The organism is Nonomuraea sp. NPDC052129, from assembly GCF_040680095.1.
In the GTDB taxonomy this organism is placed as follows: domain Bacteria; phylum Actinomycetota; class Actinomycetes; order Streptosporangiales; family Streptosporangiaceae; genus Nonomuraea.
Genome location: NZ_JBFAVX010000005.1, coordinates 15852 through 41171, shown reverse-complemented (window position 1 = coordinate 41171; position 25320 = coordinate 15852). Strand labels below are relative to the sequence as shown.

The following is a 25320-nucleotide window of genomic DNA, read 5'->3' as shown; positions in this document are numbered from 1 at the left end:
GTGCCGTCAAACTAGGACGGTGAACAGGATCATCGTCTGCGGCATCTCCGGGTCTGGCAAGACGACGCTCGCCAGGAAACTGGCCGCCCGGCTCGGCCTGCCCCGCCACGAGCTCGACGCCCTGCATCACGGTCCCGGCTGGGTCAAGCGGCCGGAGTTCGAGGCCGACGTGGACGAGTTCAGCCGGGGCCAGCGGTGGGTGACCGAGGACCAGTACCACCGCTTCCTGGGCGACCTCCTCTGGCAGCGCGCCGACACGGCCGTCTGGCTGGACCTGCCGCGCCGCACCGTGATGTGGCGGGTCGTACGCCGCTCACTCGACCGCGCGATCACCCGTCGCGAGCTGTGGAACGGCAACCGGGAAGACTGGAGCTCCTGGCTCGAACCCGACCACCCGATCCGGTGGGCGTGGACGCACCACCAGCGCCGCAGAACGCAGACCGCCGACCTCGTCACCCGCCATCCGAAGGTGACGGTGATCCGCTTGCGTACGGCACGCGCGGCGAAACACTGGCTCGCCGACCTGCCCCCGAAGGCGTGAGCCCGCCTACCCGATCAGGTCGAAGGCCAGCCGGGGCTCGATCTTGGCCGGCCGTGCGGCGCCCGTCGGCGTGGTGAGCACCGGGGCAGGGCCGGAGAGACGCTAGCCGATGAGGGCCTCAGTGATCTGGCGGGTGGTCTGCGCGGCGACCCTGGGGTTGGTGGCGGCGTAGGAGGAGTACGCGTTCAGGCCGGTGGCGAGTGCCCAGCCGCGGCCGCGGGTCCAGGTGTCGTCGTCCACGCCGAGCGCCGCGCGGAAGGCGGCCCGGCTCTCGGCCGACATCAGGGTGAAGGCGATGGTCAGGTCGCAGGCCGGGTCGCCGATGCCGAGCTCACCGAAGTCGATGACCGCGCTGAGGCTGCCGTCGGCGGTCAGCAGGTTGCCAGTGTGGAAGTCGCCGTGGAACCAGACCGGAGGGCGGTCCCATCCGGGTACGCTCAGCGCCGCGTCCCACAGCTCGGTCATGGCCGCCGTGTCGAACACTCCGTCGACCCGCGCGATGGCCGCCCGTGTGGCGCGGTCCCGGTCTGCCAGCGGCCGGCCGGTGAGGTCCTCTCGGGTGCCCGCAACCGGCGCGAACCGCTGAAGGGCGGTAAGGAACTCCGCCAGTTCGACGGCGGCCTCTGACGAGGAGGCCAGGGTCTCGACGGTCGCCATCTCGCCGTCCAGCCAGCGCGACACCGCCCACGGCCAGGGATAGCCGCAGCCGGGCTCACCCACCCCCACCGGCACCGGGATGGCCAGCGGCAGGTGCGGGGCGAGGCGGGGCAGCCACTCGTACTCCTTCTTGGCCTGCCCGATGGCCCCGGTATGGCGGGGCAGCCGGACGGACAGCTCCTCGCCGAGCCGGTAGATCACATGATCCGAGCCGGCCGGTTCGAGTAGCGTCAGGGGCAGCTCGGCCCACTGCGGGAACTGGGCGTCGACCAGGCGTCTGACCAGTGCGGCGTCGATGAGCGGGCGGGTGTCCGAAGCGCTTCCCAAAACCGCGTCAGCCCCTGGCCAGCAGCGCCACGCACTCCACATGGTGGGTCATCGGGAAGGCGTCGAAGGCCCGCAGGTCGACCAGCCCGTAGCCGTCGTCGCCGAACCAGGCCAGGTCGCGGGCCAGCGTCGCCGGGTCGCACGAGACGTAGACGATCCGTGAGGACTCCAGTGCGGTGATCCGGTGGACCACGTCGCGCCCCAGCCCCGACCGGGGCGGATCGACGACGACGATGTCGGCCCGCTCGATCTGGAACCGGTCCAGCGCCTCCTCCACCCGTCCCCGTTCTACCCGGGCCTGCGGCAGGTCGCGCAGGTTGGCGCGGGCGTCGCGGACGGCCGACGCCTCCGACTCCAGGCCGAACACCGCGCCCTGCTCCCCCACGCCCTCCGCCAGGCCGGCGGCGAACAGGCCGACCCCGCAGTAGAGGTCCAGCGCCCACTCTCCCGGCTCCGGCGCGGCGTAGGACAGGACGGCGTCCAGCAGGGTCTCGGCGGCGCCCGGGTGCACCTGCCAGAAGCCGCTGCCCGCCACCCTGAACTCGCGGTCGCCCACCTGCTCGCGCAGCACGCCCGAGCCCTTGCGCGGGACGGTGTGGCCCTTGCCCTGGTCGAGCAGGATCGAGGCGGGCGCGTCGAGGTCGGGCACGGTCACGCTGCGCCTGGGGCGCGGCCTGACCACCACGGCCCGGTCGCCGGTCGAGGAGGCGATCACCTCGACGGCGGACGCGCCCTGCCACTCGCGCTGCTCGGCCCCGACGGCCTCCACCTCCGGGTGCGCGATCAGGCAGGCGTCGACCACCTCGATGTCGTGCGAGCGGTGCCTGCGGAAGCCGAGCTCGCCGCTCGGCCGGGCGGCGAACTGTACGCGGGTGCGCCAGCCGAGCCCGTCCTTGGCGCCCGGCACCTCCTCGACCACGATCTCGCGCTCGATGCCGGCCAACCTGCTCAGCTGCTCGGCCACCACGGCGGCCTTGAGGCCACGCTGGGCCTCCTGGGTGGCGTGCTGCCAGTCGCAGCCGCCACAGCGGCCGGGGCCCGCGTAGGGGCAGGGCGGGACCACGCGGTCGGGTGACGGGTCCAGCACCTGCACGGCGTCGGCCCGGAGGAAGCGGGTCGTCTCCTCGGTGACCTCGGCGATGACCCGCTCGCCGGGCAGCGCGTGGCGGACGAACACCACGCGCCCGTCATGGCGCGCCACGCACCAACCGCCATGGGCGACCGGACCTACCGTCAGCTCGAGAGATGCCTGTTCCACACGGACACCCTATGCCCTGACCGGCACTGCCACTTTCCGGACTTAGCCCGTTACGCGGAGTGGTCTCCGGCCTTGACCTGCTTCTTGACCACCTGATGTCCCGCCCGGCGCGAGGCGCCCGGGGCGGCCGGCTCGGGCCGGCCCTTGAGCCGGTCGGAGGAGTGGAGCTGCCACGGCACGCTCGTCACCATGACGCCCGGCTTGAACAGCAGCCGCGCCTTCAGCCGCAGCGCGCTCTGGTTGTGCAGCAGGTGCTCCCACCAGTGCCCGACCACGTACTCGGGGATGAACACGGTGACCACGTCGCGCGGCGAGCGGCGGCGCAGCGTCTTGACGTAGTCGAGGATCGGCTGGGTGATCTCCCGGTACGGCGAGTCGAGCATCTTGAGCGGCACCGGGATGCCCCGGCGCTCCCACTCGTCCTGGAGCTGCCGCGCCTCGGCGCCCTCGACGCCGACGGTGATCGCCTCCAGCGTGGACGGCCGGGTGGCGCGGGCGTAGGCGAGCGCGCGCAGCGTCGGCTTGTGGATCTTGGAGACGAGCACGATCGCATGGTTGCGCGCCGGCAGCGTCGACTCGTCGTACTCCTCGGTGATCTCCAGCTCGGCCGCCACGTTGTCGTAGTGGCGCCTGATGGCCTTCATCATGAGGAACAGGATCGGCATCGCGAAGCACACGATCCAGGCGCCGACCAGGAACTTGGTCAGCAGTACGACGACCAGCACCAGCCCGGTCATGATGCCGCCGAAGAAGTTGATCACCCGCGAGCGGTGCATCTGGTGCCGGATCTTGGGGTCGGTCTCGGTCTTGAGATGGCGGGTCCAGTGGATGACCATGCCGATCTGGCTGAGCGTGAAGGAGACGAAGACGCCGACGATATACAGGTTCAGCAGGCGGCTGACGTCGGCGTCGAAGCCCCACAGCAGCAGGCACGCGCCCAGCGCCAGGATGACGATGCCGTTGGAGAAGGCCAGCCGGTCGCCGCGGGTGTGCAGCTGGCGCGGCAGGTAGCGGTCCTGGGCCAGGATCGAGCCGAGCACCGGGAAGCCGTTGAAGGCGGTGTTGGCGGCCAGGAACAGGATGAGCGCGGTGACCGCCGAGATGATCACGAACGGCAGCGAGCCGCCGCCGAAGACCGCGTCGGCCACCTGCGAGATGATCGGCTGCTGGTAGTAGCCGGGGCCGACCGGTTGCCCGTCGGGCCCGTGCAGGTCCGTGGCCACCACGGACGGCTCGGCCACCTTCACGCCCGAGGCCAGGCCCAGCGCGATGATGCCGCCGAACATGGTGATGGCGACCAGGCCCATCATGAGCAGCGTGGTGGCGGCGTTCTTGCTCTTGGGCTTGCGGAAGGCGGGCACGCCGTTGCTGATGGCCTCGACGCCCGTCAGCGCCGCACAGCCGGAGGAGAAGGCGCGCAGGATGAGGAAGGCGGCGGCGAAGGTGGTCAGGTTGGTCTGCTCGGCGTCGATGGTGAACCCGGCGCTGGGCGCCCGCAGCTCGTCGCCGAGCACCAGCAGCCGGAAGCCGCCCCAGGCGATCAGCCCCAGGACCGCGATCATGAACGCGTACGTCGGGACGGCGAAGGCGGCCCCCGACTCGCGCAGACCGCGCAGATTGACCACGGTGAGCAGGACGACGATGACGATGGCGACGGCCGGCTTGTGCTCGCCGACGAAGGGGATCGTGGCGCCCACGTAGTCGACGCCGTTGGCGACCGACACCGCCACGGTCAGCACGTAGTCGACCATGAGCGCGCTGGCCACGGTCAGGCCGGCGTTCTTGCCCAGGTTGGTGGTGGCCACCTCGTAGTCGCCGCCACCGCTGGGGTAGGCGTGCACGTTCTGCCGGTACGACGCCACCACCGTGAGCATCACGACCACGACGGCGATCGCGACCCATGGGCTGTAGGCGTAGAACGACACTCCGGCCAGCGACAGGATGACCAGGATCTCCTGCGGCGCGTACGCCACGGAGGACAGGGCGTCGCTGGCGAAGACCGGCAGGGCAATGCGTTTGGGCAGCAGCTGCTCGTGGAGCTGGCCGCTGCGCAGCGCCCGGCCCACCAGAACGCGTTTGACAAGATCCGTTACCTTCGCCACGTTACGAGATGCTAGCCCCCCGTTGTAGGGGCGCCGACGTTGCGCTCCCTTATCGCGCCATACTGGTGTCGAGCAACCGGCCGACCGCGAAGTGCGGGGGAGTATGCATATAGTGATCATGGGATGTGGCCGGGTCGGTTCGACCTTGGCTCACATCCTCGAGGACAACGGCCATACGGTCGCGATCATCGACCGGGATCCGCAGGCGTTTCGCCGGCTGCGGGCCGGTTTCCGGGGGCGCCGGGTGACCGGTGTCGGATTCGACCGCGACGTGCTCACCGAGGCGGGCATCGAGTCCGCTTCCGCGTACGTGGCGGTCTCCAGCGGCGACAACTCCAACATCATCTCGGCGCGGGCGGCGCGCGAGACGTTCGGCGTCGACAATGTGGTGGCCCGCATCTACGACCCGCGGCGGGCCGAGGTCTACCAGCGCCTCGGCATCCCGACGGTGGCGACCGTGCGGTGGACCGCCGACCAGATTCTGCGCCGCATCCTGCCCGAGGGCGCCGAGCCCCTCTGGCGCGACCCCACCGGCACCGTGGTCCTGGCCGAGGTCGCCGCGCACACCGGCTGGATCGGCACTCGCGCCGTCGAGCTGGAGGAGCGGGGCAGGGTCCGCGTCGCCTACCTCAACCGCATGGGCGAGGCCCTGGTCATCGCCGACGACACCGTGATCCAGGACGGCGACGTGCTGCACGTCATCGCCGCGGAGAGCGACATGGACCGGATCAACAAGGTGCTCGCGGCGGCACCGGAAGAGGACCACTGATGCGCGTCGCCATCGCCGGAGCGGGGGCCGTGGGCCGGTCCATCGCGGCCGAGCTGCTGGAGAACGGCCACGAGGTCCTGCTGATCGACATCGACCCCAGGGCCATCAAGATCGACAGCGTGCCGCGGGCGGAGTGGCTGCTGGCCGACGCCTGCGAGATCGCCTCGCTCGATGAGGCGGGGCTCAACAACTGCCACGTCGTCGTCGCCTCCTCCGGGGACGACAAGGTCAACCTCGTGGTGTCGCTGCTGGCCAAGACCGAGTACGGCGTGCCGCGCGTGGTGGCCAGGATCAACCACCCCAACAACGAGTGGCTGTTCAACGAGTCGTGGGGCGTGGACGTGGCGGTCTCGACGCCGCGCCTGCTGAGCGCGCTGGTCGAGGAGGCGGTGAGCGTCGGCGACCTGGTGCGCCTGATGACCTTCCGTCAGGGGCAGGCCAACCTGGTCGAGCTCACCCTGGCCGAGGACGCGCCCGTGGTGGGCCAGCGCGCCGGCTCGGTGCCGTGGCCCAACGACTCGGCGCTGGTCGCGATCCTGCGCGAGGGCCGGGTGCTGGTGCCGACCAACGACGACCCGCTCGAGGCGGGCGACGAACTCCTCTTCGTCGCCAACCAGGAGGTGGAGCAGGAGCTGGCGCACCTGCTCTCACAGCACTAAAGGGCTAGGCGGGGGCGACCGGCGGCTTGATCGGCGTTCGCCCCTTGCCGAGCAGCCACAGCATCGCGCCGAGCGCGGCCACCTGGAGCGGCCAGCCCATCGCGATCTTCGCCAGGCCGAGGGCGGCCACGGCCTCGTCGCCGCCGCCCATCAGCCACACGGGCAGCTGCACGGCCACCCTGACCACGCACGGGAGCATCAGCAGCCAGGTGAGCTTGACGCAGAGCTTCACGATGCCCGGATCCTTGTGCCAGGCCGTGGGGTCGCCGGTGACCGAGCCGATCAGGAACCCGACCACGGGCCACCGGGTGACGATCGACAGCAGCATCGCCACCGAATAGCCGGCGTTCCACAGGATGCCGGGCAGGAAATAGTCCTTCGCGTCGCCGGTGCGGCTGGCGAAGAACGCGCCGATGGCGATGCCGATCAGGCTGTTGATCACGAACTGCGGCGTCGACCGCTGCGCGAGCCTGGCCAGCAGGAGCAGGACCGCCAGCGAGATGCTGACGATGAGCGAGGTCTTCAGATCCTCGGTGATGATCCATGACAGCGTGAACGCGATGGTCGGCACCGCCGCCTCGATGATTCCGCGCACTCCCCCGAACGCCTTGGCGAGCTGGGCTCGCACCGCCGCTTCCACGGTGTCGTGGGCGACCTCTTCCGCCTCAGCACTCACCTGATCAACTCCCTGGGCGCAGCTCGTATCGAGGATTGAACATCACCTTGCGCCCGTCCTGCATGCTGACCAGGCCTTCGGCCTTGACGGTGCGCCCGGGCTCGATGCCCGCGATCTTGCGGCGGCCGAGCCACACCAGGTCGATGACGTCGGACCCGTCGTAGAGCTCGGCCTCAAGGGCGGGCGCGCCGCCCCTGGGTCGCAGTGTCACGGTACGTAGCGTACCGGCCACGCAGAAGCGGCGGCGGCCGCCACACGAGACGATCGGGGTCGCGCCGACCTCGTCGACGTCTTCCCGTAGTTCCTGGGCTTCGATTTCGGACTGGGTGGAGGCCAGCCGACTGAAGAACCCGCGCAATCCCCCGCGTTTGGGGGGCTCTGCCGTACTCATGATGACTCAGCCTACGTGATGTGGGCGGTCAGCGAATCTCGCTGATCTCGGGACCTCGTTTGAACGGGTTGAGCCCCTGGCTGTCGACCGTTTCGGCGCCCTGCTCGTTGGGTCGGCGCAGCGTGATCGGTTCTTCCCGGGCCATCGGCTCGGTGCCCCGCACGACCACGACGTCCTTGATGAAGTCGAGGAAGACGTTCGCCACGTTCTCGTCGAGCGCGGCGCGGCCGCTGATCATCGCCAGGACGAACCAGCGCGGCCCGTCGATGCCGATATAGCGGGCCTTGCGGGTGGTGTTGCCCTCGCCGGCGATCTCGCCGATCAGCTCGGGTCCGTAGGGGCCCTCCTGCTCGACGAGGTCCTTGGCGCCGGTCCGGATCTTGGCCCTGACCTCGTCCCAGAGCCCCATGCTCTTGGACGCGGCCAGCGCCTGGAGCTGGAGCGAACTCTCCTCGTAGAGCGCGACGACCCCGACGTTCTGGTCTCCCACCGAGGCCAGCCGCAGGTCGAAGTCCGGGTTGTGCGGCAGGAGCAGCCCGCCGAGGTCGATCCTGTCGGTCTCGGGGTGGGGCTCGTCGGCGTCCCACGGGCCGGACTCGCGCGTTGGGGCGGCGGATGCCTGCTGCTCTGCCGCCTGATCCGGCTGCTCACGACGGCGTCGTCGGAACACTGTGCTCACTCTCCCTGGTTAACGTCCTGTTGATCCGAAACCGCCGGTGCCGCGGGCCGAGCCGGGCAGCTGCTCCACCTCGGTGAACGCCGCCCGCTCGACGCGCTGGACGACCAGCTGGGCCACCCGGTCACCGCGGCTCAGGCGGAAGGGCTCCTTGGCGTCGGTGTTGATCACCGTCACCCGGATCTCGCCGCGATAGCCGGCGTCGACCGTGCCTGGCGCGTTGACCAGCGTGACGCCGTGCCTGGCGGCCAGGCCCGAGCGAGGGTGCACGAACGCGGCGTAGCCGTCGGGCAGCGCGATCGCGACGCCCGTCCCGACCATGGCCCGCTCTCCGGGCAGCAGCTCGACGTCCGCGGCCGCGTAGAGATCGGCGCCCGCGTCGCCCGGATGGGCGTAGGACGGCACCGGCAGCCCGTCGTCGAGTCGCTGGATGAGGACCTGCACGTCGGTCAAGGGTTCACCTCATGGTCATGGTGCTCGGCGGCGATGCGCCCCCTCAGCCTCAAGGTACGCCCTTCCGCCCGCGATCCCGTCGCACCGGGCACGCGGGTGGAGTGTCGTGCCGCCGGGAGCCCTCGTGAGAGCGGGGAGACGGCCGCCGATCTCCGAGATCCCGTGGCGAGGTGGTCACGGGTGACGAGGTTACTCGCTGTCAGGCGGACTGGCGTCCTCGACCGGCGAGCCCGGAGGTGGGGAGCCCCCAGGCGAGGACGGAGGCGGGGCGGGTGCCGGAGTGGGCCCGGGTGGCAGGGCGGGTGGTTTGTGGAACAGTTCGGGCAGCGCCCGGTAGATCACCGCCGCCACGGGCACGGCCACCGCCGCGCCCGCGATGCCGGCCAGGATGCCGCCGACGGACAGCACGAGGATGATGGCCAGCGGGTGGAAGTTGAGCGCCCGGCCGACGATGAGCGGCTGGAGCACGTGGTTCTCCAGCTGCTGCTCGACGATCAGGATGCCGACGAAGATCAACGCGTAGAGCGGCCCCTTGGCGCCCAGCGTGACCAGGGTGGCGATCGTACCGGCGAAGAAGATGCCGACGATCGGGATGAAGCTGGCGAAGAAGATCAGCACCGCCAGCGGCGCCCAGAGGGGCACTCCCATGCCGGCCAGCACGATGCCCATGATCACGCCATGTACGGCGGCGACCGCGACGGTGCCCTGCACGTAGTGGGAGAGCGTGGTCCAGGCGGCCCGCCCCGCCCGGTCGACGCGCGGCGCCATCGAGCCGAACCCCCGCAGGAACCACGACCAGATCCGGTCGCCGTCCTTGAGCAGGAAGAACGAGACGAACAGCAGCAGCACGAGCGACGCGAGCACCTCGAAGGCGACGGCGCCGGCGGTCAGGACCGTACTGGTGATGGCCGTGCGCTGGGCGTTGACCATCGTCGCGATCTCGTCGACGTAGCTGGTGATCTGCGCCTCTTTGAGGTGCAGCGGGCCGGTGATCAGCCAGTTCTGTACGTCGCGGGCGGTGGACTGGACCTGCTGGACCAGGTTGGGGAACTCCTCGGTGGCCCGCGCGCCGACCAGCCAGCCGGTGCCGACGAGCACCGCGAGGGCCACCAGCATGGTGATCCAGGTGGCGTAGATGGGGCGCATGCCCGCCTCGCGCAGGTTCCTGGTGAGCGGGAACAGCAGCGCGGTCAGCAGCAGGGCGATGGCGACCGGCAGGGCCACGAAGCTGAGCCGCGCGATGCCCTGGACGAAGAAGTAGACGACCACGCCGACGAGGATCAGGCACAGGCACCATGCCGCCATCTTGGCCAGCACGGGTGGCACGAGCTTGGTTGGGCGGTCGGTCAGCACGTGTTCAAGACTGGCACGTCAAGGACATATGTGCGCGTGGATAAAAGATCGGGTCTGGGCAACGGCATGATCACATGTCACCGTCATGCACATGAGGACCGTCGCGTTGGTTAAGGTGAGCGCGATCACCGCGGTGATCGCGTGTCTCGTGGCGGCCCCGGTGCCCGCCCTGGCCTCGCGCGGCGAACCCGCGCTCGACGTGCTGTCGAGCCGCGCCGACCAGGTGAGTGGCGGGGACGCGTTGGTCAGGGTACGGGTGAGCCAGGGCGTGCGGCTCAAGGTGCTGCGCAACGGCGAGGACGTCACCGCGTCCTTCAAACCGGATCCCGGCGGCCAGTCGTTCAGCGGCCTGGTGACCGGGTTGATCGACGGCGACAACACGATCAAAGCGCTGGCGGGGCCGTTCAAAGAAACCCTGAAATTACGCAACCACCCGATCTCGGGACCGATCTTCTCGGGGCCGCACCAGTACCCCTTCCTGTGCAAGACGGAGCGGAGCGGGCTCGGCCCGCCCGTCGCGGACAACCAGGACGGCCAGGGCATGCGCACCACGGGCGGCTGGAGCAGGGACTGCTTCGCGCCGGTGCTGACGGAGCGGCTCTACCGAGCGACGGACGGCGCGTTCAAGACGATGCCCGCCGCGCGCCCCGCGGACATGTCGACCACCACCACGCTCGACGGCCGGACGGTGGACTTCGTGGTGCGCCGCGAGCGCGGCGTGATCAACCGTTTCCTCTACTCCATCGCGATGCTGGAGGACGGCTACAACGGCCGGGCGATCTACCGCTTCGACGGAGGTGTGGGGATCGGTCATGACCAGGGCACGATCGGCGGCAGCGCGCTGGACGCGTACGGGCTGGGCAAGGGCTACGCGATCCTGTTCTCCTCGGGCACCCGCACCTCCACGCACTACAACCTCATCCTCGGCGGCGAGACCGCGCTGATGGTGAAGGAGCGGTTCATCGAGAAGTACGGGGCGCCGCTCTACACCGTCGGCGTGGGCGCCTCGGGCGGCGCCCTCCAGCAGTACGTCTACGGCCAGAACTACGGCACCGCGGTGATCGACGCGGCGATCCCGCAGTATTCCTATCCCGACATGGTCACCCAGACCATCCACGTCGGCGACTGCGAGCTGCTCGAACGCTACATGGACCACAACCCGCGCTGGGCCTCCTGGGACGCGCGGACCGCGCTGATCGGGATGAACGCCAGCGACACCGTCGACAACCCCTACACCGGCAAGCCGGGCTCCGACGAGTGCGTCAAGGGCTGGCGCGGGCTGACCCCGCTGACCATGAACCCCCTCTGGACCTCCAACAACGATCCGGAGTGGGCCAAGATGGACCCGCCCGGCGTCAAGGACACGATCCAGTGGACGCACTGGGACGACCTGCGCGAGATCTACGGCGTGGCCCCCGACGGCTACGCCCGCTCCACCTGGGACAACGTCGGCGTCCAGTACGGCCTGGGCGCGCTGGTGAAGGGCGTGATCACGCCCGCGGAGTTCCTCGACGTCAACGCGCGCGCCGGCTCCTGGAAGGAGTCGAAGGACATGGTGCGCGAGGGCTGCCCGTTCACCCCCTCCCTCTGCCAGGACCCCGCCCAGTTCGACCCGTGGAGCTCGCGCAACATGCGCACCGGCGACCCGGCCCCACGGCGTACCGGCGACCCGATCGCGATCAAGAACGTGGAGCGCAGCGGGCTGGTGTTCAGGGGCGACATCGCCCTCCCGATCATCGACTGGCGCCACTATCTCGAGGACCAGCTCGACATGCACGACTCGCACCAGTCGTTCGTCTCGCGGCAGCGGATGCTGAACTACGACGGCAACGCCGGCAACCAGGTCATCTGGTTCACCGACGCCCGCCCCGACGGGCCGGCCTTCGACCAGACGCCCGAGGCGCTGCAGGTGATGGACCAGTGGATGGCCAACATCCGCTCCCGCCCGTGGCGCGGGGTGGCGGGCAACAAGCCCCCGGCGGCCGTGGACCGCTGCTTCACCAGCTCCGGGGCGCAGATCGCCGCGGGTCCGCACGTATGGGACGGCATCCTGGACCAACGCGCCGCCGGTGCCTGCACCGCGCGCTTCCCGCTCTACTCCACCTCTCGCGTGGTGGCGGGCGGTCCGCTGGAGGGCGGCGTCTACAAGTGCCGTCTGCAGCCGGTGTCCAGGGCCGTCGCGCGCGGTCTGTACGGCTCGTGGCGCCCGTCCCCCGAGGAGCAGGCCCGCCTTGAGGCGATCTTCCCCTCGGGGGTGTGCGACTACTAGCGGTTGACGATTGGCGATTACTGCTCTTCGAGCGTCACCTCGACGGCGAACTCGGGGCCGTCGTCGAGGACGAACTCCTCGACGTTGCCCGCGCCGCACAGGTCGTCCTGCGCCAGCCGTACCAGGGCGATCTCGGGGCCCGACACGGTGAGGCGGGAGACCTCGGCGCGCATCGACAGCTTGGCGGCCGACTTGGCCTTGCGGATGCGCCCGAGCACGTCGGAGGCCACGGCGAGCACCGCCGGGTCACCCGCGCCCGCCGGGTCGCTCGTGCCCGCCGGGATCGAGGGCCAGGCCGCGCGGTGGACGGAGCCCGGCCGCCACCAGGACCAGACCTCTTCCGTGACGAACGGCAGGAACGGCGCGAAGAGCCGCAGCAGCACGTCGAGCGCCTGGCGCAGCGCCGCGTGCGCCGAGGCGGCCGCCGGGCCGCTCTCGTAGGCCCTGGCCTTGACCAGCTCCAGGTAGTCGTCGCAGAACGCCCAGAAGAAGCGCTCGGCGGCTTCCATCGCCCGGGTGTAGTCGTAGCCCTCGAACGCCTGGGTGGCCTCCTCGACCACCTCTGAGAGCTGGGCGAGCATCGACAGGTCGAGCGGCTCGGTGACCGCCGCCTCGGACTCCGGGAAGCCGAGCACGAACTTCGACGCATTGAGGATCTTGATGGCCAGCCGCCGGCCGACCTTGATCTGCCCGGTGTCGAACGCCGTGTCGGTGCCCGGCCGCCCGCTGGCCGCCCAGTAGCGGACCGCGTCGGAGCCGTACTCCTCCAGCAGCCCGAGCGGCGTCGTGACGTTGCCCTTGGACTTGGACATCTTCTTGCGGTCGGGGTCGAGGATCCAGCCCGCGATGACCACGTCACGCCACGGCAGCGTGCCGAACTCCTGGTGCGCCCTGACCACGGTGGAGAACAGCCAGGTGCGGATGATCTCGTGCGCCTGCGGCCGCAGGTCCATCGGGAAGACCCGGGCGAACAGGTCGGGATCCCGCTCCCAGCCGCCGGCGATCTCCGGCGTGAGGGAAGAGGTCGCCCAGGTGTCCATGATGTCCGGATCGCCCATGAAGCCGCCCGGCACGCCCCGCTGGTCCTCGGTGTAGCCGTCGGGCACCTGCGAGGAGGGGTCGATCGGCAGCAGGTCCTCCGACGGCACCAGCGGGCGGGAGTAGTCGGGCTCGCCCGAGGCGTCCAGCGGGTACCAGACGGGGATCGGCACGCCGAAGAAGCGCTGCCGGGAGATCAGCCAGTCACCGGCCAGCCCCCGAACCCAGTTGTCGTAGCGGACCTTCATGTGCGGCGGGTGCCAGCGCAGCTCGGCGCCCCTGGCCAGGAGCTGCTCGCGCAGCTGGGGGTCGCGCCCGCCGTTGCGGATGTACCACTGGCGGGTGGTGACGATCTCCAGCGGGCGCTCGCCCTTCTCGTAGAACTTCACCATCCGCTTCGTGGCGCGCGGGTCACCGTCCAGGTCGCCGGACTCGCGCAGCAGCTCCACGACGCGCTCGCGCGCGCTGTGGACGGTCTTGCCGGCCAGCTCTTTGTACGGCTCCTGCTCCACGCCCTCGGGCGGCTCGGGCAGCAGGCGGCCGTCCTTGCCGATGATCGGCCTGGTCTCCAGCGCCAGCTCCCGCCACCAGGTGACGTCGGTGAGGTCGCCGAACGTACAGACCATCGCGATGCCGGAACCCTTGTCGGGCTCGGCCAGGTGGTGGGCCAGCACCGGCACCTCGGCCCCGAACAGCGGGGTCAGCACCGAGGTGCCGAACAGCGGCTTGTACCGCTCGTCGTCGGGGTGCGCCACCAGGGCGACGCAGGCGGGCAGCAGCTCGGGCCGGGTCGTCTCGATCCAGACCGGCCCCTTCTCGCCGTAGAAGGAGACCCGGTGGAAGGCCCCCGGCCACTCGCGGTCCTCGAGCTCCGCCTGGGCGACGGCGGTGCGGAAGGAGACATCCCACAGCGTCGGTGCCTCGGCCATGTAGGCCTCGCCGCGCGCCAGGGTGCGCAGGAAGGCCCGCTGCGAGGCGGCCCGCGCGCCGCCGTCGATGGTCGCGTACGTCAGCGACCAGTCGACGGACAGCCCCAGCCGCCGCCACAGCTCCTCGAACGCCTTCTCGTCCTCGAGGGTCAGCCGCTCGCACAGCTCGATGAAGTTGCCGCGCGAGACGGAGACCTGCCGCTTGGGATCGGGCTTGGCCGGAGGTGTGAAGTCCGGGTCATAGGGCACCGAAGGGTCACAGCGGACGCCGAAGTGGTTCTGCACCCGCCGCTCGGTGGGCAGGCCGTTGTCGTCCCAACCCATGGGGTAGAAGACCTCGCGGCCGCGCATCCGCTGGAAACGGGCGATGGTGTCGGTGTGCGTGTAGGAGAAGACGTGACCCACGTGAAGGGAACCGGAGACGGTCGGAGGCGGGGTGTCGATCGAGTAGATCTGCTCCCACGGCTTGGACCTGTCGAACCGGTAGATGGCGTCATCTTCCCAGCGCTCTACCCATACCTTCTCCAAGCCGTCGAGAGTCGGTTTCTCCGGCATGGCTGCATGGCGTAGTCGCTGCTGATTCATGCCTCCTTATGGTACGGCTTCACCGGCCCAGGAAGCGTTACAGACTAGGGTTCGTTACATAGCGGAAGGAGACGTTCGGATGGCAGACGACAAGCCTGACCTCGCCTGGCGGGTCATCGGGGGACTGGTCGGATTGGCCACCGCTTGGGCGGCACGCAAGATCCTCGGGTTCGTCTGGGTGAAGACCACCGGCAAGGAGCCGCCGATCGACACCGACTCACCCGAGGTCAGCATGGGCGAGGCCATCGGCTACGCCGTGGTGATGGGCGTCGGGATGTCCGTGGCGCAGATCGTGGTCAACCGGACCGCCAAGAAGCGGTATGAGGCGTGGAAGACGGTAAAGCAGGTGTCTCAAGGGCATTGAGGAACTCTCCTGCCCAGCGGTCCACGTCGTAGGTGGCTACCCGGCGGCGCATCGTACGCATCCGCCGGGACAGCTCGTGCGGCGTGGCCCGCATCGCCGTCATCATCTGGCGCTTGACGTCCTCGACGTCGTACGGATTGACCAGGTACGACTGCCGCAGCTCGTCGGCCGCCCCCGCGAACTCACTGAGGACGAGCGCGCCCCGTAGGTCGTGGTGGCAGGAGACGTACTCCTTGGCGACCAGGTTCATCCCGTCACGCAGCGGCGTGACCACCATGACGTCGCTGGCCAGATAGAGCGCGGCCAGTTCCTCGCGGCCGTACGACTGGTGGAAATACTGGATCGGCTGGAGACCGAGCATCGCGTGCTCGCCGTTGATCCGGCCGACCTGCAGCTCGATGTCGTCGCGCAGCCGCCGGTATTCGTCGACCCGCTCCCGGCTGGGCGTGGCGATCTGCACGAAGACCGCCTCGTTGGGCTGCAGCCGCCCCTCCTTGAGCAGCTCGCCGAACGCCTCCAGCCGCAGCCCGATGCCCTTGGTGTAGTCCAGCCGGTCCACCCCGAGCAGCACGTGCTCAGGATCGCCGAGCTCCGCCCTGATCTCCTTGGCGCGGGTCATGATGTGCTCTTGGCGCACCATCGTGTCGAGCTCGGCGAAGTCCACCGAGATGGGGAACGCCTGCGTGGTCACGATCCGGTCGTCGAGGAAGATCTCGTTCCCCTTGTACGGCAGGCCGAGCAGCCTGCGGCACAGCCGCCGGAAGTTGGCGGCGCCACCGGGCAGCTGGAAGCCCACCAGATCGGCCCCGAGCAGCCCTTCGACCAGCTCCTTGCGCCACGGCAGCCGCCAGAACAGCTCGACCGGCGGGAACGGGATGTGCAGGAAGAAGCCGATGCGCAGGTCCGGCCGGAGCCTGCGCAGCATGGCCGGGACCAGCTGGAGCTGGTAGTCCTGCACCCAGACGACCGCCCCCTCCTCGGCCACCTCGGCCGCGGCCTCGGCGAAGCGCTGGTTGACGGTGGTGTAGGCGTCCCACATGTCACGCTCGAACACCGGCGGTGCCACCACGTCGTGATAGAGCGGCCAGAGCGTGGCGTTGGAGAAGCCCTCGTAGTAGAGCTCCACCTCGCGAGCCGAGAGCGGCACCGGGATCAGGCTCATGCCGTCCTGGTCGAAGGGCTCCAGGCGCTCGTCGGCGGCGCCGTGCCAGCCCAGCCACGCGCCATGCCGGCGCTGCATGACGGGAGCGATGGCGGTGACGAGCCCGCCCGGGCTCCTGCGCCATGAGGCCGTCCCGTCCGGCTCGACCGTTCGATCCACCGGCAACCGGTTGGCGACGATCATAAACGAGTTACGGCCACTCACCCAGGTCCTCCTAGAGTCCATCCCTCCACGTGCCGCGGGACGCGGTACATGGTGGCGGCCACCCGCTCGGGGCTCCGCCTGGGAGATGATCGCGACGACATGGGCGGCCGGCCTGACGATCCAGACCTCGCCCCGCTTCCGCGCCCAGGGTCTTTACCAGGACTTGGGAGCGGTCCAATGCCGCGAACTCACGCACGGCGAGCGGCGCCGTAGTGACCTTGCCCAGGACCTGCACAAACAAACGCGAATCGCACATATCACCTAGTGCGGTGGTCACTGAGTGGGTTCGTCACACGACCATCTCGATCCGCGTGACGGTCGGTGGTGGCTGGAGGAACCCCTTCGGGGGAGGGAAACGAGACGGTCCGTAGTGGCTGGGGGCCCTTGGGAGGGATGCCCCTCCGGGGGCGAGGAAGAACGGATACCCGGCGGAAGTCGGGTGGCGGGGATTCGGGCGTCTCTTGACAGAGATCAGGCTGGGCGGTGGAGTATTTACCGAACAGTCGGTCAGTTGAGCGAGGGAGACCTGCGTTGGAGAGCGCGCGGCGCATGATGGACGCCGACACCGCCTCCGCGGCCCTGGGTATCGAGCTGACGGAGCTGGGGGCCGGGCGGGCGGTGTGCCGTATGGAGGTCACCGAGCGGATGATCAACGGGCACGCGCTGTGCCACGGCGGCTACGTCTTCCTGCTGGCCGACACCGCGTTCGCCTGCGCGTGCAACAGCCACGGCCCCGTGACGGTCGCGGCGGGGGCGGAGATCACCTTTGTGGCGCCGGCCCGGATGGGCGACGTTCTGACCGCCGAGGCGGCCGAACGCACCCGCTACGGCCGCAGTGGCATCTACGACATCACGGTGAAGAAGGCCGACGGTGAGGTGGTCGCGGAGTTCCGTGGCCGCAGCAAGGAGATGAGATGAGACTCGGCGCCGCCCCTCAGCCCGGCGACCTCGACCCGATCGAGCGGGCTTCGCGCGACGAGCTCATGGCGCTCCAGCTGGAGCGCCTCCAACGGACACTCCACCACGCATACCAAAACGTCCCGAAATATCGGCAAAAGTTTGATGAGCATGGCGTTCACCCAGCCGACTGCAAGGAACTCGGCGACCTGGTGAAGTTCCCCTTCACCACGAAGCAGGACCTGCGCGACTGCTACCCCTTCGGCATGTTCGCCGTGCCACGGGAGCGGGTGGCGCGGGTGCACGCCTCCAGCGGCACCACCGGGCAGCCCACGGTGGTCGGCTACACCAAGAACGACCTCGACGTCTGGGCCGAGGTCATGGCCCGCTCGATCCGCGCCTCGGGCGGCCGGCCGGGCGACATCGTGCACATCTCGTACGGCTACGGCCTGTTCACCGGCGGCCTGGGCGCCCACTACGGCGCCGAGCGCCTGGGCTGCACGGTGATACCGGTCTCCGGCGGCATGACGCCCCGCCAGGTGCGGCTGATCACCGACTTCCGGCCGGACGTCATCATGGTCACGCCGTCGTACATGCTGGCATTGCTCGACGAGTTCGACCGGCAGGGCCTGGACGCCCGCGCGTGCTCGCTGCGCATCGGCGTCTTCGGCGCCGAGCCGTGGACCGAGGAGATGCGCGCGGAGATCGAGGACCGCTTCGACCTGGACGCCGTCGACATCTACGGCCTGTCCGAGGTGATGGGGCCGGGCGTGGCCAACGAGTGCGTGGAGTCGAAGGACGGCCTGCACGTCTGGGAGGACCACTTCTACCCCGAGACCGTCGACCCGTTCACCGGGGCCCCCGCCGAGTCGGGCGAGCTGGTCTTCACCAGCCTCACCAAGGAGGCGCTACCGATCATCCGCTACCGGACCCGCGACCTGACCAGGCTGCTGCCCGGCACCGCGCGGCCGGCGTTCCGGCGGATGGAGAAGGTGACGGGCCGTACCGACGACATGATCATCCTGCGCGGGGTGAACGTCTTCCCCACCCAGATCGAGGAGATCGTGCTGCGCGTGCCGGGGCTGTCGCCGCACTTCCAGGTACGGCTCACCAGGCCGGAGCGGCTCGACGTGATGACGGTCAGGGTCGAGGCGCGGCCGGGCCTGGAGGAGGGCACAGAGGCCCGCGCAGAGGCAGGGCAGACGCTGCGCAGGGTCGTCAAGGACACGATCGGCGTGCAGGTCGAGGTCGAGGTGGTGGACCCGGAGACGCTGGAGCGCTCGGTGGGCAAACTCCGGCGCGTCATCGACGAGCGGGACAATTAGCCCAGCACGACCCCGTACGTCGTCCTAGGGCCGGATCTCCGGTGAGCGGCGGCCAGGCGGCAGCTTGCCGCGCAGGTCGTTGCGGATGGCCTCACCCACCTTCTTGGTCGCCATCCGGTTGAGCGCTCCACCGGCGACCGCGCCGGTCAGGAACGGGCCCAGCGTGGTCAGGTGGCGCCCGAGGGTACGCATGAGGCGGTTGCGCAGGGCGGTCTTGGTGGCCGCGCCGAGCGCGAGGGTGACGGAGGCGGGCGCGAGGGGGTCGACGCCACGCTGTTTGGCCCAGGCCGCCGCGAAGACGGCCGCGCGCTGGGCGCCGGTGCCCGAGACGCGTACGCCATAGACCTCGTGGAGCTCGGCCAGCAGCTTGACCTCGATGGCGGCCACCACGATGGTCTCGGCGACGAGCTGGGCCGGAGCGGAGAGGAGGAGGGGTGGGGCCGCGAACTCGGCCGCGGCGAGCGCTCCGCCGATGGCGCCGACCGTCATGGTCGCCTTCTGGGCGGTGCGCACCAGGTCGTCGGCGAGCTGCTCGCCGGTCAGGCCGTGGTGGTGCTCGGAGAGCGTGTGCAGGTCTCTGATGGGGATGCGGGGCGCGATGTTCATGAACACATCCGCCAGCCAGCGTCCACGCCCGACTCCGGTCTCACGCGTCTTGCGCGCACCGGAGGCCAGAGCGCGGGCTAGGCGGCCGAGCAGCCGTCGCCGCTCGGCCGGCTCCAGCTCACCGGAGTCGGCGAGCCGACCTACGAGCTCGCCGACCTCTTTATCGGGGTCGGCGATCTCGTCGCCTGGTTGCCTGTCCTTCTCAGGTGCGGCCACGCGGAGCCTCCTCCTTCGTCAGGCGGCGCACTCCCGGCACACCTGCTGGCCGTTCTTCTCGGAGGCCAGCTGGCTGCGGTGGTGCACGAGGAAGCAACGCGAGCAGGTGAACTCGTCCGCCTGGCGCGGAATCACGCGCAGGCTGAGCTCTTCGTTCGACAGGTCGGCACCGGGTAGTTCGAGCGACTCGGCCAGATCGGTCTCATCGATGTCGATACTGCCCGACGACTTGTCGGTGCGCCGCGCCTGGAGCTCCTGGAGGCTGTCTTCCCCCAGGTCGTCGTCCGTCTTGCGCGGGCTGTCGTAATCGGTAGCCATCGTGCTTGCTCCATCCCCCTCATCTATACGTCTTCGCGCTCATCGCGCGTCTTCTAACGCCCGGGAGCCTCATCTTGTGCCCGTTCTGCCGGGGGAATTTTTGCATCGGTACCCAGCAGGAAGGAACCATGAACCTCCCAACACGTCAGGGCTCGCTGCCGTCGGCAATGGTTAGCCAAATATGGCGAAACCCACAGCCTTGGCGGCATGCCCCACCGTGTTCGACGGCACATCCAACCACATGTGCGGCGAGAACGAGACGCCCGCCGTGGTGCAACACGCCGGATCAGCGGCTCGGCAGCCGAATGGTCACCACAAGTCCTCCGCCCTCCCGCGGCACGGCGGTCACATTTCCACCGTGCGCCTGCACAACAGCACGAACGATGGACAGCCCAAGACCAGATCCCTTCGCCGAATCCACACGATCCGCGTGGAGCCTCCGGAAGGGCTCGAACAGGCTGTTCACCTCGTACGCAGGGACATGCTGCCCTGTGTTGGCCACCTGAACAACCAGTGCACCGTCTACCATTCCCGTTCGGATCCATACTTTTCCGTTTTCCGGAATGTTGTACTTGACGGCGTTCTCGAGCAGGTTGCTGACGGACCGCTCCAAGAGCACCGGATCGCCTATGGTAGGCGCGCTGACCAGTTCGGTGGTGATGGTTACGCCGTTATCTTCGGCGAATGGAGTCACCTGCTCGACGGCCGTCTGGGCGACGTCCTTGACGTCCAGCGGCTTGCGTACCGCCAGCTCGCGTTCGCTCCTGGCGAGCAGCAGCAATCCCTCGATGAGCTTCTCGTTGCGCGCGTTGACTTCGAGCAGGGTACGGCCGAGCGCCTTGAGGTCCTGTGAGGCCTCGGGATCGGACAGCGCGATCTCCAGGACTGTCCGATTGATCGTGAGCGGAGTTCGCAATTCGTGCGAGGCGTTGGCGACGAATCTGCGCTGGGTGTCGAAGGCGATGTTGAGCCGGGTGAGCATGGCGTCGAAGGTGTCGGCCAGCTCCTTCAGCTCGTCGTCCGGGCCCTCCAGATCGATGCGCTGATGGGCCAGGGTGCTCTCGGAGAGCTTCTTGGCCGTGGCCGTCATCTGGCTCACGGGCCGCATCGCCCGGTCGGCGACGAAGTAACCGAGGATCACCGCGAGGATGCCGACGCCCGCCAGCGCCATCAAGGAGCTCTGCAGCATCGCGTCGCGGGCGCTGGCGACGGTCTGGTCCTTTGCGGCGTACCAGCGCGCGTGGACGATGGCCGCGTCGATGGCGTCGATGTTGTCGGTGTTGATTTCCGGCCACACGACGTTGATCGCTGTGCCGACGATGACGTACATAGAGATGAGGAGCACCGCCGCGGCCACGAAGAACAGCGAGCCGTAAGCGATGGTGAGCCTCCATCGGATGCTCACCTTGCCCGGCAGCGCCTTCACCACGTCCATCGTGGTCCGCTGCGGCCGGGCGTAGGACGGTGGCGGCGGGCCGTCCCAGACGGGCTGGCCGCTCGGCGGCGGCGCCTGCTCCGCCCGCGCCACGGCCCGTTCCGAGTGCGGGCTGATCATCGGATGCGTCGGCATCGCCTCGCGCTCCGGCCGTTGAGTCACAACTTGTATCCCACTCCGGGCACCGTCTCGATCACCTGCGGATCCCCCAGCTTCTTGCGCAGGGTCATCATCGTCACCCGCACCACGTTGGTGAACGGATCGATGTTCTCGTCCCACGCCTTGTCCAGCAGGTCCTCCTGGCTGACGACGGCGCCCTCCGCCCGCATCAGCTCTTCCAGGACCGCGAACTCCTTCTTGGTGAGGATGACCTCCTTGCCCTCACGCTCGACCAGCCGCTTGCCCGGGTCCAGCCGGATCCCGCCCCGCTCCAGGACGGGCGGCAGTGCCGGCGCCGACCGACGGCCGAGCGCGCGCACCCGGGCGACCAGTTCGACGAAGACGAACGGCTTGGCCAGGTAGTCGTCGGCCCCCAGGCCGAGCCCCTCCACCTTGTCGTCGACGTCGCCGGACGCGGTCAGCATCAGGATGCGCGAGGACGTACGCTGCTCCACCAGGCGGCGGCAGACCTCGTCCCCGTGCACGACCGGCAGGTCGCGGTCCAGGACGATCACGTCGTAGTCGATGTAGGAGGTGCGCTCCAGCGCGCCGCCCCCGTCATAGGCCACGTCCACCGCCATGGCCTCGCGCCGCAGACCGGTCGCGATCGCATCGGCGAGCACCCGCTCGTCCTCTACAACCAGCACTCGCACGACTGGCACCTCTCTCCGGATCCGCTGCTTCATTCTGCCCACACCTGCGATAAGCGCACGGTAAGGCATGTCAGAGCATGTGTGCCGCAAGGCACAGCCAAATTCATGTTTCGGTACGCGATGGGCCGGGGTATGCCTGCTGGACACCCATCGCCGTGTGCCTCTTTTGGCTTCCCCACGAGCGGTGGGCGCTCTTCGCTCCGCAACCCCTGAAGAGAGTAGGTGAGATGGGCGAGTTCACGACCACGATCGAAAGCCGCCTCGACCAGGCTTACAAGGGCCTTCGGGAGGCCCGGTGCACCGGCGACGACTACCTCGCCGACACCCTCACCGCCGAGATCGAGGACCTGCGCCGCATAGCGGATGACAACGGCGTCCCGTTGCCTCATTGATCGGCGCCTCGTGTGACGAAACGGCCGGAGCCCCGGACAAGGGCTCCGGCCGTTTTCGCGCCGTCACGTCACAGCGTCAGGCGTCGCGCTGGGGATCCACGCGCCGTCAGGCGTCGCGTTCGGGATCCAGCGGTACGAGCAAGTCGTGCAGCTCGTCGAACAGCCCCGGCGCCGCGCAGAGCACGAAGTCGTTGCTGTGCGGCCTGCCGTTCAGCCCGCCGAGCCTGGCCCCCGCCTCGGTCGCGACCAGCCCGGCCGCGGCGAAGTCCCAGTAGTTGGTGCCCCGCTCGTAGTAGGCGTCCACCCGGCCCGAGGCCACCGAGCAGAGGTCGACGGCGCACGAGCCGCCACGCCTGATGTCACGTACCCGCGGCAGCACCGACGCCAGCACCTGAGCCTGCACGGCCCGGCGTTCGCGCAGGTAGCCGAAGCCGGTCGCGACCAGCGCCTGCGACAGCGGCACGCCGGTGTTGCAGCGCAGCCGCTCGCCGCCGAGCCAGGCGCCCCGGCCGCGCGCCGCGGTGAACACCTCACCGCGCGGCACCACGTTCACCACACCCGCGACGATCTCGCCGCCCACCTCGACGGCGATCGACACCGCCCACTCGGGCAGGCCGTACAGGAAGTTGACCGTGCCGTCGATGGGATCGACGATCCAGCGCACGCCGGAGTCACCGGCGGCCTCGCCGCCCTCCTCCCCCAGGACGCTGTCGCCGGGCCTGGCCTCCAGGACGCGGGCGCGGATGAGCCGCTCCGACGCCGTGTCCAGGGCGGTGACCACGTCGGTGGGGCTGGACTTGGTCTCGACGACCTCCGACATCGTGGGCCGCTTGGCGAGCAGCATGTCGCCCGCCTCGCGCGCGATGTCCTCGGCCAGTTCGAGCAGGTTCTGCGGATCAGTCATCACGCCACCGAGTCCGGGCGCTTCCACTCCTGGCCGAGCACGTGCTGGCCGAGGAAGGCCAGCACGGTCTCGTACCAGGCAACGGCGTTGCCGGGCTTGAGTATCCAGTGGTTCTCGTCGGGGAAGTACAGGAACTTCGACTCGACGTTGCGGCGCTGCAGGTCCCACCACAGGCGCAGCGCCTCCCCGATCGGCACCCGGTAGTCCTTGTCGCCGTGGATGACGAGCATCGGGGTGGTGATGCTGTCGAGCCCGTGGTGCGGGGAGAGCTTGGCGTACCGCTCGGAGCCGGGCTCGCCCATCTCGCGCTGCCAGTACTGGGCCGCGTCGGTGGTGCCGCCGAACTGCTCGAGGTTCCACAGGGCGGCGTGGGTGACGATGGCCTTGTAGCGGTCGCTGTGGCCGGCGATCCAGTTGGCCATGTAGCCGCCGTAGGAGCCGCCCATCGCGGCGATCCGCTCGCCGTCGATGTCGTCCCTGTCCACGACCACGTCCACGATCGCGTCGAGATCGGCGAGCGTACGCGGGCCCCAGTTGCCCCACCCGCGGTCGATCATCTCCTGACCGTAGCCGGTGGACAGGCACGGGTCGGGCAGCAGGACGGCGTAGCCGTGCTGGACCATGATCCAGGGGTTCCAGCGCCACTGCCAGTCGTTCCACGAGGCGACGGGACCGCCGTGGATCCAGAGCAGGATCGGCGCCGGGTCGTCGGCGGAGGCGCCTTCGGGCAGCGTGAGCCAGCCGCGGATCGTGGTGCCGTCGTCGGCCGTCGCGGAGACCTCGGTCAGCGTGCCGGGCAGTTCGGGACGCGTGGCGGGCGAGGGCAGGTCGGTGATCTCGCCGGTGGCGGTGTCGATCCTGGCCGGCCCGTGGGTGCGGTCGACGCCGCTGTGCAACGCGTAGACGAACCGTCCGTCAGCCGATGCGTTGAGCCCGAGGTAGGCGGCGTCGTCCTGGGTCAGCCGGGCGACCTCCCCGTCCAGCGGCACGCGGAAGATCGGGCGGCGGCCCCGCTGGTCGGCCGCGAGGTAGACGGCCGACGAGTCGGGCGCCCACTCGACGTCAGCCGGGAACAGGTCGGGCGCGTACGTACGGCCCGCGCCGGTGGCCAGGTCGCCGATCCACAGGTCGATGCGGACGGAGACGTCGAGCTCGGCCAGGCGCTCGCGCGCGCAGGCTACGCGGGTGCCGTCGGGCGAGACCGCGATCGGGCCGTAGAAGTCATGGCCCTCCTCGGTGAACAGCGTGCGCCGCTCACCGGTGGCCACGTCGATGGCGACCAGGTCCACCCGCAGCTCGGCGTCCGGGAGGATGGTACGCCAGGTCGCGATCACGGTGGCGCCGTCGGGCGTGAGCGCGAAGGTGACGTCGCGCAGCGCCTCGCCCGGATCGGGAGTCAGGTCGCGTACGTCCTCCAGCCGGTCCGCCCCGAGCTTCGCGGCGAACAGCCGGGTGTGGCCGGGGCCGAGGTCGTGGTCCCAGTAGCGGACCGGGTAGCTCTCGTGCAGGATCGCGCTGATGCCGGCGTCCTTGCGCGCCTTGCGACGCTCCTCCTCGGCCGCCTCCTCGCCGGTGAGCACGTCGGCGGCGAACACCACCACGTCACCGGCCGTACGGAAGGCGCCGACGCCGCCGGGACGGGCGGCCACCTGCCGGGCCTCGCCGCCCGAGCGGGGCAGCAGCCACAGCGAGGGCACCTCGTCGGTGGCGTCCTTGACGGTCGGGTCGGGACGGGCCGAGGTGAACAGCACGTCGCCCGCGTCGGTGAACTCCGCCGCGCTCTCGCCCTTGGCCGAGCGGGTCAGCCGGTACGGCTCGCCGTCGATCGGAATGGCCCAGAGCGCGGTGCCGTACGACTTGCCGTCGGGGTTGAGGGACTGGACCGCGGAGATCAGCCGGGAGCCGTCGGGCGAGAGCTTCAGCGAGAGAACCCGGGGGATGGCAACATAGTCACGAATGTCGTTGAATGCGCTCACTCAACCGAACCTACCCTGTTGATTTG

The 25320-nt window shown here is 69.6% G+C and carries 24 protein-coding genes; 8 read left to right on the top strand and 16 right to left on the bottom strand.

Going from position 1 to position 25320, the window contains the following annotated elements:
* The first annotated feature begins 19 nt into the window (after positions 1-19).
* Positions 20-541 carry a hypothetical protein gene (locus AB0L53_RS13985; RefSeq protein WP_363993237.1) on the top strand — a complete coding sequence of 174 codons (522 nt, stop codon included), beginning with the start codon at positions 20-22 and terminating at the stop codon, positions 539-541.
* Between the two features lie 102 nt (positions 542-643).
* On the opposite strand, the gene AB0L53_RS13980 is transcribed toward AB0L53_RS13985, so the two are convergent.
* The 3 genes from AB0L53_RS13980 to AB0L53_RS13970 are packed head-to-tail and all read right to left on the bottom strand — an operon-like array spanning position 644 to position 4885.
* Complete coding sequence (locus tag AB0L53_RS13980; RefSeq protein ID WP_363993236.1) at positions 644-1525, bottom strand: aminoglycoside phosphotransferase family protein; 882 nt, start codon at positions 1523-1525, stop codon at positions 644-646.
* Between the two features lie 7 nt (positions 1526-1532).
* Positions 1533-2783: a class I SAM-dependent RNA methyltransferase gene (locus AB0L53_RS13975; protein WP_363993235.1), complete on the bottom strand. Its 1251-nt coding sequence runs from the start codon at positions 2781-2783 to the stop codon at positions 1533-1535.
* Between the two features lie 50 nt (positions 2784-2833).
* Entirely contained in the window at positions 2834-4885 is a 2052-nt protein-coding gene (locus tag AB0L53_RS13970; protein ID WP_363993234.1) for an APC family permease, read from the bottom strand.
* 103 nt (positions 4886-4988) lie between these two features.
* On the opposite strand from AB0L53_RS13970, the gene AB0L53_RS13965 reads away from it, so the two are divergent.
* Both AB0L53_RS13965 and AB0L53_RS13960 read left to right on the top strand, forming a co-directional pair.
* Entirely contained in the window at positions 4989-5654 is a 666-nt protein-coding gene (locus AB0L53_RS13965) for a TrkA family potassium uptake protein (protein WP_363993233.1), read from the top strand.
* Entirely contained in the window at positions 5654-6313 is a 660-nt protein-coding gene (locus AB0L53_RS13960; RefSeq protein WP_357642476.1) for a TrkA family potassium uptake protein, read from the top strand. The genes AB0L53_RS13965 and AB0L53_RS13960 overlap by 1 nt, the downstream gene beginning before the upstream one ends.
* A 4-nt stretch (positions 6314-6317) precedes the next feature.
* Here the strand turns inward: AB0L53_RS13960 and AB0L53_RS13955 are convergent, their stop codons facing one another.
* The 5 genes from AB0L53_RS13955 to AB0L53_RS13935 form a co-directional block, all read right to left on the bottom strand.
* Positions 6318-6989 carry a DUF3159 domain-containing protein gene (locus tag AB0L53_RS13955; RefSeq protein WP_363993232.1) on the bottom strand — a complete coding sequence of 224 codons (672 nt, stop codon included), beginning with the start codon at positions 6987-6989 and terminating at the stop codon, positions 6318-6320.
* A gap of 4 nt (positions 6990-6993) precedes the next feature.
* Entirely contained in the window at positions 6994-7380 is a 387-nt protein-coding gene (locus tag AB0L53_RS13950; RefSeq protein ID WP_214635894.1) for an OB-fold nucleic acid binding domain-containing protein, read from the bottom strand.
* A 28-nt stretch (positions 7381-7408) separates the two neighbouring features.
* A complete protein-coding gene (locus tag AB0L53_RS13945) occupies positions 7409-8059 on the bottom strand; it encodes a DUF3710 domain-containing protein (RefSeq protein ID WP_363993231.1) in 651 nt (216 codons plus the stop codon).
* Between the two features lie 9 nt (positions 8060-8068).
* Entirely contained in the window at positions 8069-8509 is a 441-nt protein-coding gene (gene dut, locus AB0L53_RS13940; protein WP_357940828.1) for a dUTP diphosphatase, read from the bottom strand.
* A 189-nt stretch (positions 8510-8698) separates the two neighbouring features.
* Positions 8699-9862 carry an AI-2E family transporter gene (locus AB0L53_RS13935; protein WP_363993230.1) on the bottom strand — a complete coding sequence of 388 codons (1164 nt, stop codon included), beginning with the start codon at positions 9860-9862 and terminating at the stop codon, positions 8699-8701.
* A gap of 91 nt (positions 9863-9953) precedes the next feature.
* Here AB0L53_RS13935 and AB0L53_RS13930 point away from each other — a divergent pair, with 91 nt between their 5' ends.
* Complete coding sequence (locus AB0L53_RS13930; protein ID WP_363993229.1) at positions 9954-12131, top strand: DUF6351 family protein; 2178 nt, start codon at positions 9954-9956, stop codon at positions 12129-12131.
* 17 nt (positions 12132-12148) lie between these two features.
* Here the strand turns inward: AB0L53_RS13930 and valS are convergent, their stop codons facing one another.
* The gene (gene valS, locus AB0L53_RS13925; protein WP_363993228.1) at positions 12149-14683 is read right to left on the bottom strand and encodes a valine--tRNA ligase; all 2535 of its coding nucleotides are present in this window, start codon (positions 14681-14683) and stop codon (positions 12149-12151) included.
* 79 nt (positions 14684-14762) lie between these two features.
* Here valS and AB0L53_RS13920 point away from each other — a divergent pair, with 79 nt between their 5' ends.
* Positions 14763-15047, top strand: coding sequence for a DUF4235 domain-containing protein (locus AB0L53_RS13920; protein WP_357940820.1), 285 nt, complete (start codon positions 14763-14765; stop codon positions 15045-15047).
* Here the strand turns inward: AB0L53_RS13920 and AB0L53_RS13915 are convergent.
* Positions 14980-16413 carry a trehalose-6-phosphate synthase gene (locus tag AB0L53_RS13915; RefSeq protein WP_363993227.1) on the bottom strand — a complete coding sequence of 478 codons (1434 nt, stop codon included), beginning with the start codon at positions 16411-16413 and terminating at the stop codon, positions 14980-14982. The two genes, AB0L53_RS13920 and AB0L53_RS13915, sit on opposite strands and share 68 nt — an antisense overlap.
* Positions 16414-16962: 549 nt before the next feature.
* Between AB0L53_RS13915 and paaI the strand changes: the two genes are divergently transcribed.
* Positions 16963-17331 carry a hydroxyphenylacetyl-CoA thioesterase PaaI gene (gene paaI, locus AB0L53_RS13910; protein ID WP_225289841.1) on the top strand — a complete coding sequence of 123 codons (369 nt, stop codon included), beginning with the start codon at positions 16963-16965 and terminating at the stop codon, positions 17329-17331.
* On the top strand, positions 17328-18635 hold the full coding sequence (gene paaK, locus AB0L53_RS13905; protein ID WP_363993226.1) for a phenylacetate--CoA ligase PaaK: 1308 nt from the start codon (positions 17328-17330) through the stop codon (positions 18633-18635). The genes paaI and paaK overlap by 4 nt, the downstream gene beginning before the upstream one ends.
* A gap of 24 nt (positions 18636-18659) precedes the next feature.
* Here the strand turns inward: paaK and AB0L53_RS13900 are convergent, their stop codons facing one another.
* The 4 genes from AB0L53_RS13900 to AB0L53_RS13885 form a co-directional block, all read right to left on the bottom strand.
* Positions 18660-19457 carry a hypothetical protein gene (locus AB0L53_RS13900; protein ID WP_363993225.1) on the bottom strand — a complete coding sequence of 266 codons (798 nt, stop codon included), beginning with the start codon at positions 19455-19457 and terminating at the stop codon, positions 18660-18662.
* Positions 19458-19475: 18 nt separating this feature from the next.
* Positions 19476-19775, bottom strand: a complete 300-nt coding sequence (locus AB0L53_RS13895; protein WP_020542847.1) for a DUF4193 domain-containing protein — start codon at positions 19773-19775, stop codon at positions 19476-19478.
* A 286-nt stretch (positions 19776-20061) separates the two neighbouring features.
* Positions 20062-21303: a HAMP domain-containing sensor histidine kinase gene (locus tag AB0L53_RS13890; RefSeq protein WP_363993224.1), complete on the bottom strand. Its 1242-nt coding sequence runs from the start codon at positions 21301-21303 to the stop codon at positions 20062-20064.
* Between the two features lie 65 nt (positions 21304-21368).
* Positions 21369-22022, bottom strand: coding sequence for a response regulator transcription factor (locus AB0L53_RS13885; protein WP_225289202.1), 654 nt, complete (start codon positions 22020-22022; stop codon positions 21369-21371).
* Positions 22023-22249: 227 nt separating this feature from the next.
* On the opposite strand from AB0L53_RS13885, the gene AB0L53_RS13880 reads away from it, so the two are divergent.
* Positions 22250-22414 carry a hypothetical protein gene (locus tag AB0L53_RS13880; RefSeq protein WP_358549256.1) on the top strand — a complete coding sequence of 55 codons (165 nt, stop codon included), beginning with the start codon at positions 22250-22252 and terminating at the stop codon, positions 22412-22414.
* A gap of 106 nt (positions 22415-22520) precedes the next feature.
* Here the strand turns inward: AB0L53_RS13880 and AB0L53_RS13875 are convergent, their stop codons facing one another.
* Both AB0L53_RS13875 and AB0L53_RS13870 read right to left on the bottom strand, forming a co-directional pair.
* The gene (locus AB0L53_RS13875) at positions 22521-23318 is read right to left on the bottom strand and encodes an inositol monophosphatase family protein (protein ID WP_363993223.1); all 798 of its coding nucleotides are present in this window, start codon (positions 23316-23318) and stop codon (positions 22521-22523) included.
* Positions 23318-25294, bottom strand: a complete 1977-nt coding sequence (locus AB0L53_RS13870; protein ID WP_363993222.1) for a prolyl oligopeptidase family serine peptidase — start codon at positions 25292-25294, stop codon at positions 23318-23320. The genes AB0L53_RS13875 and AB0L53_RS13870 overlap by 1 nt, the downstream gene beginning before the upstream one ends.
* Positions 25295-25320: the final 26 nt, after the last annotated feature.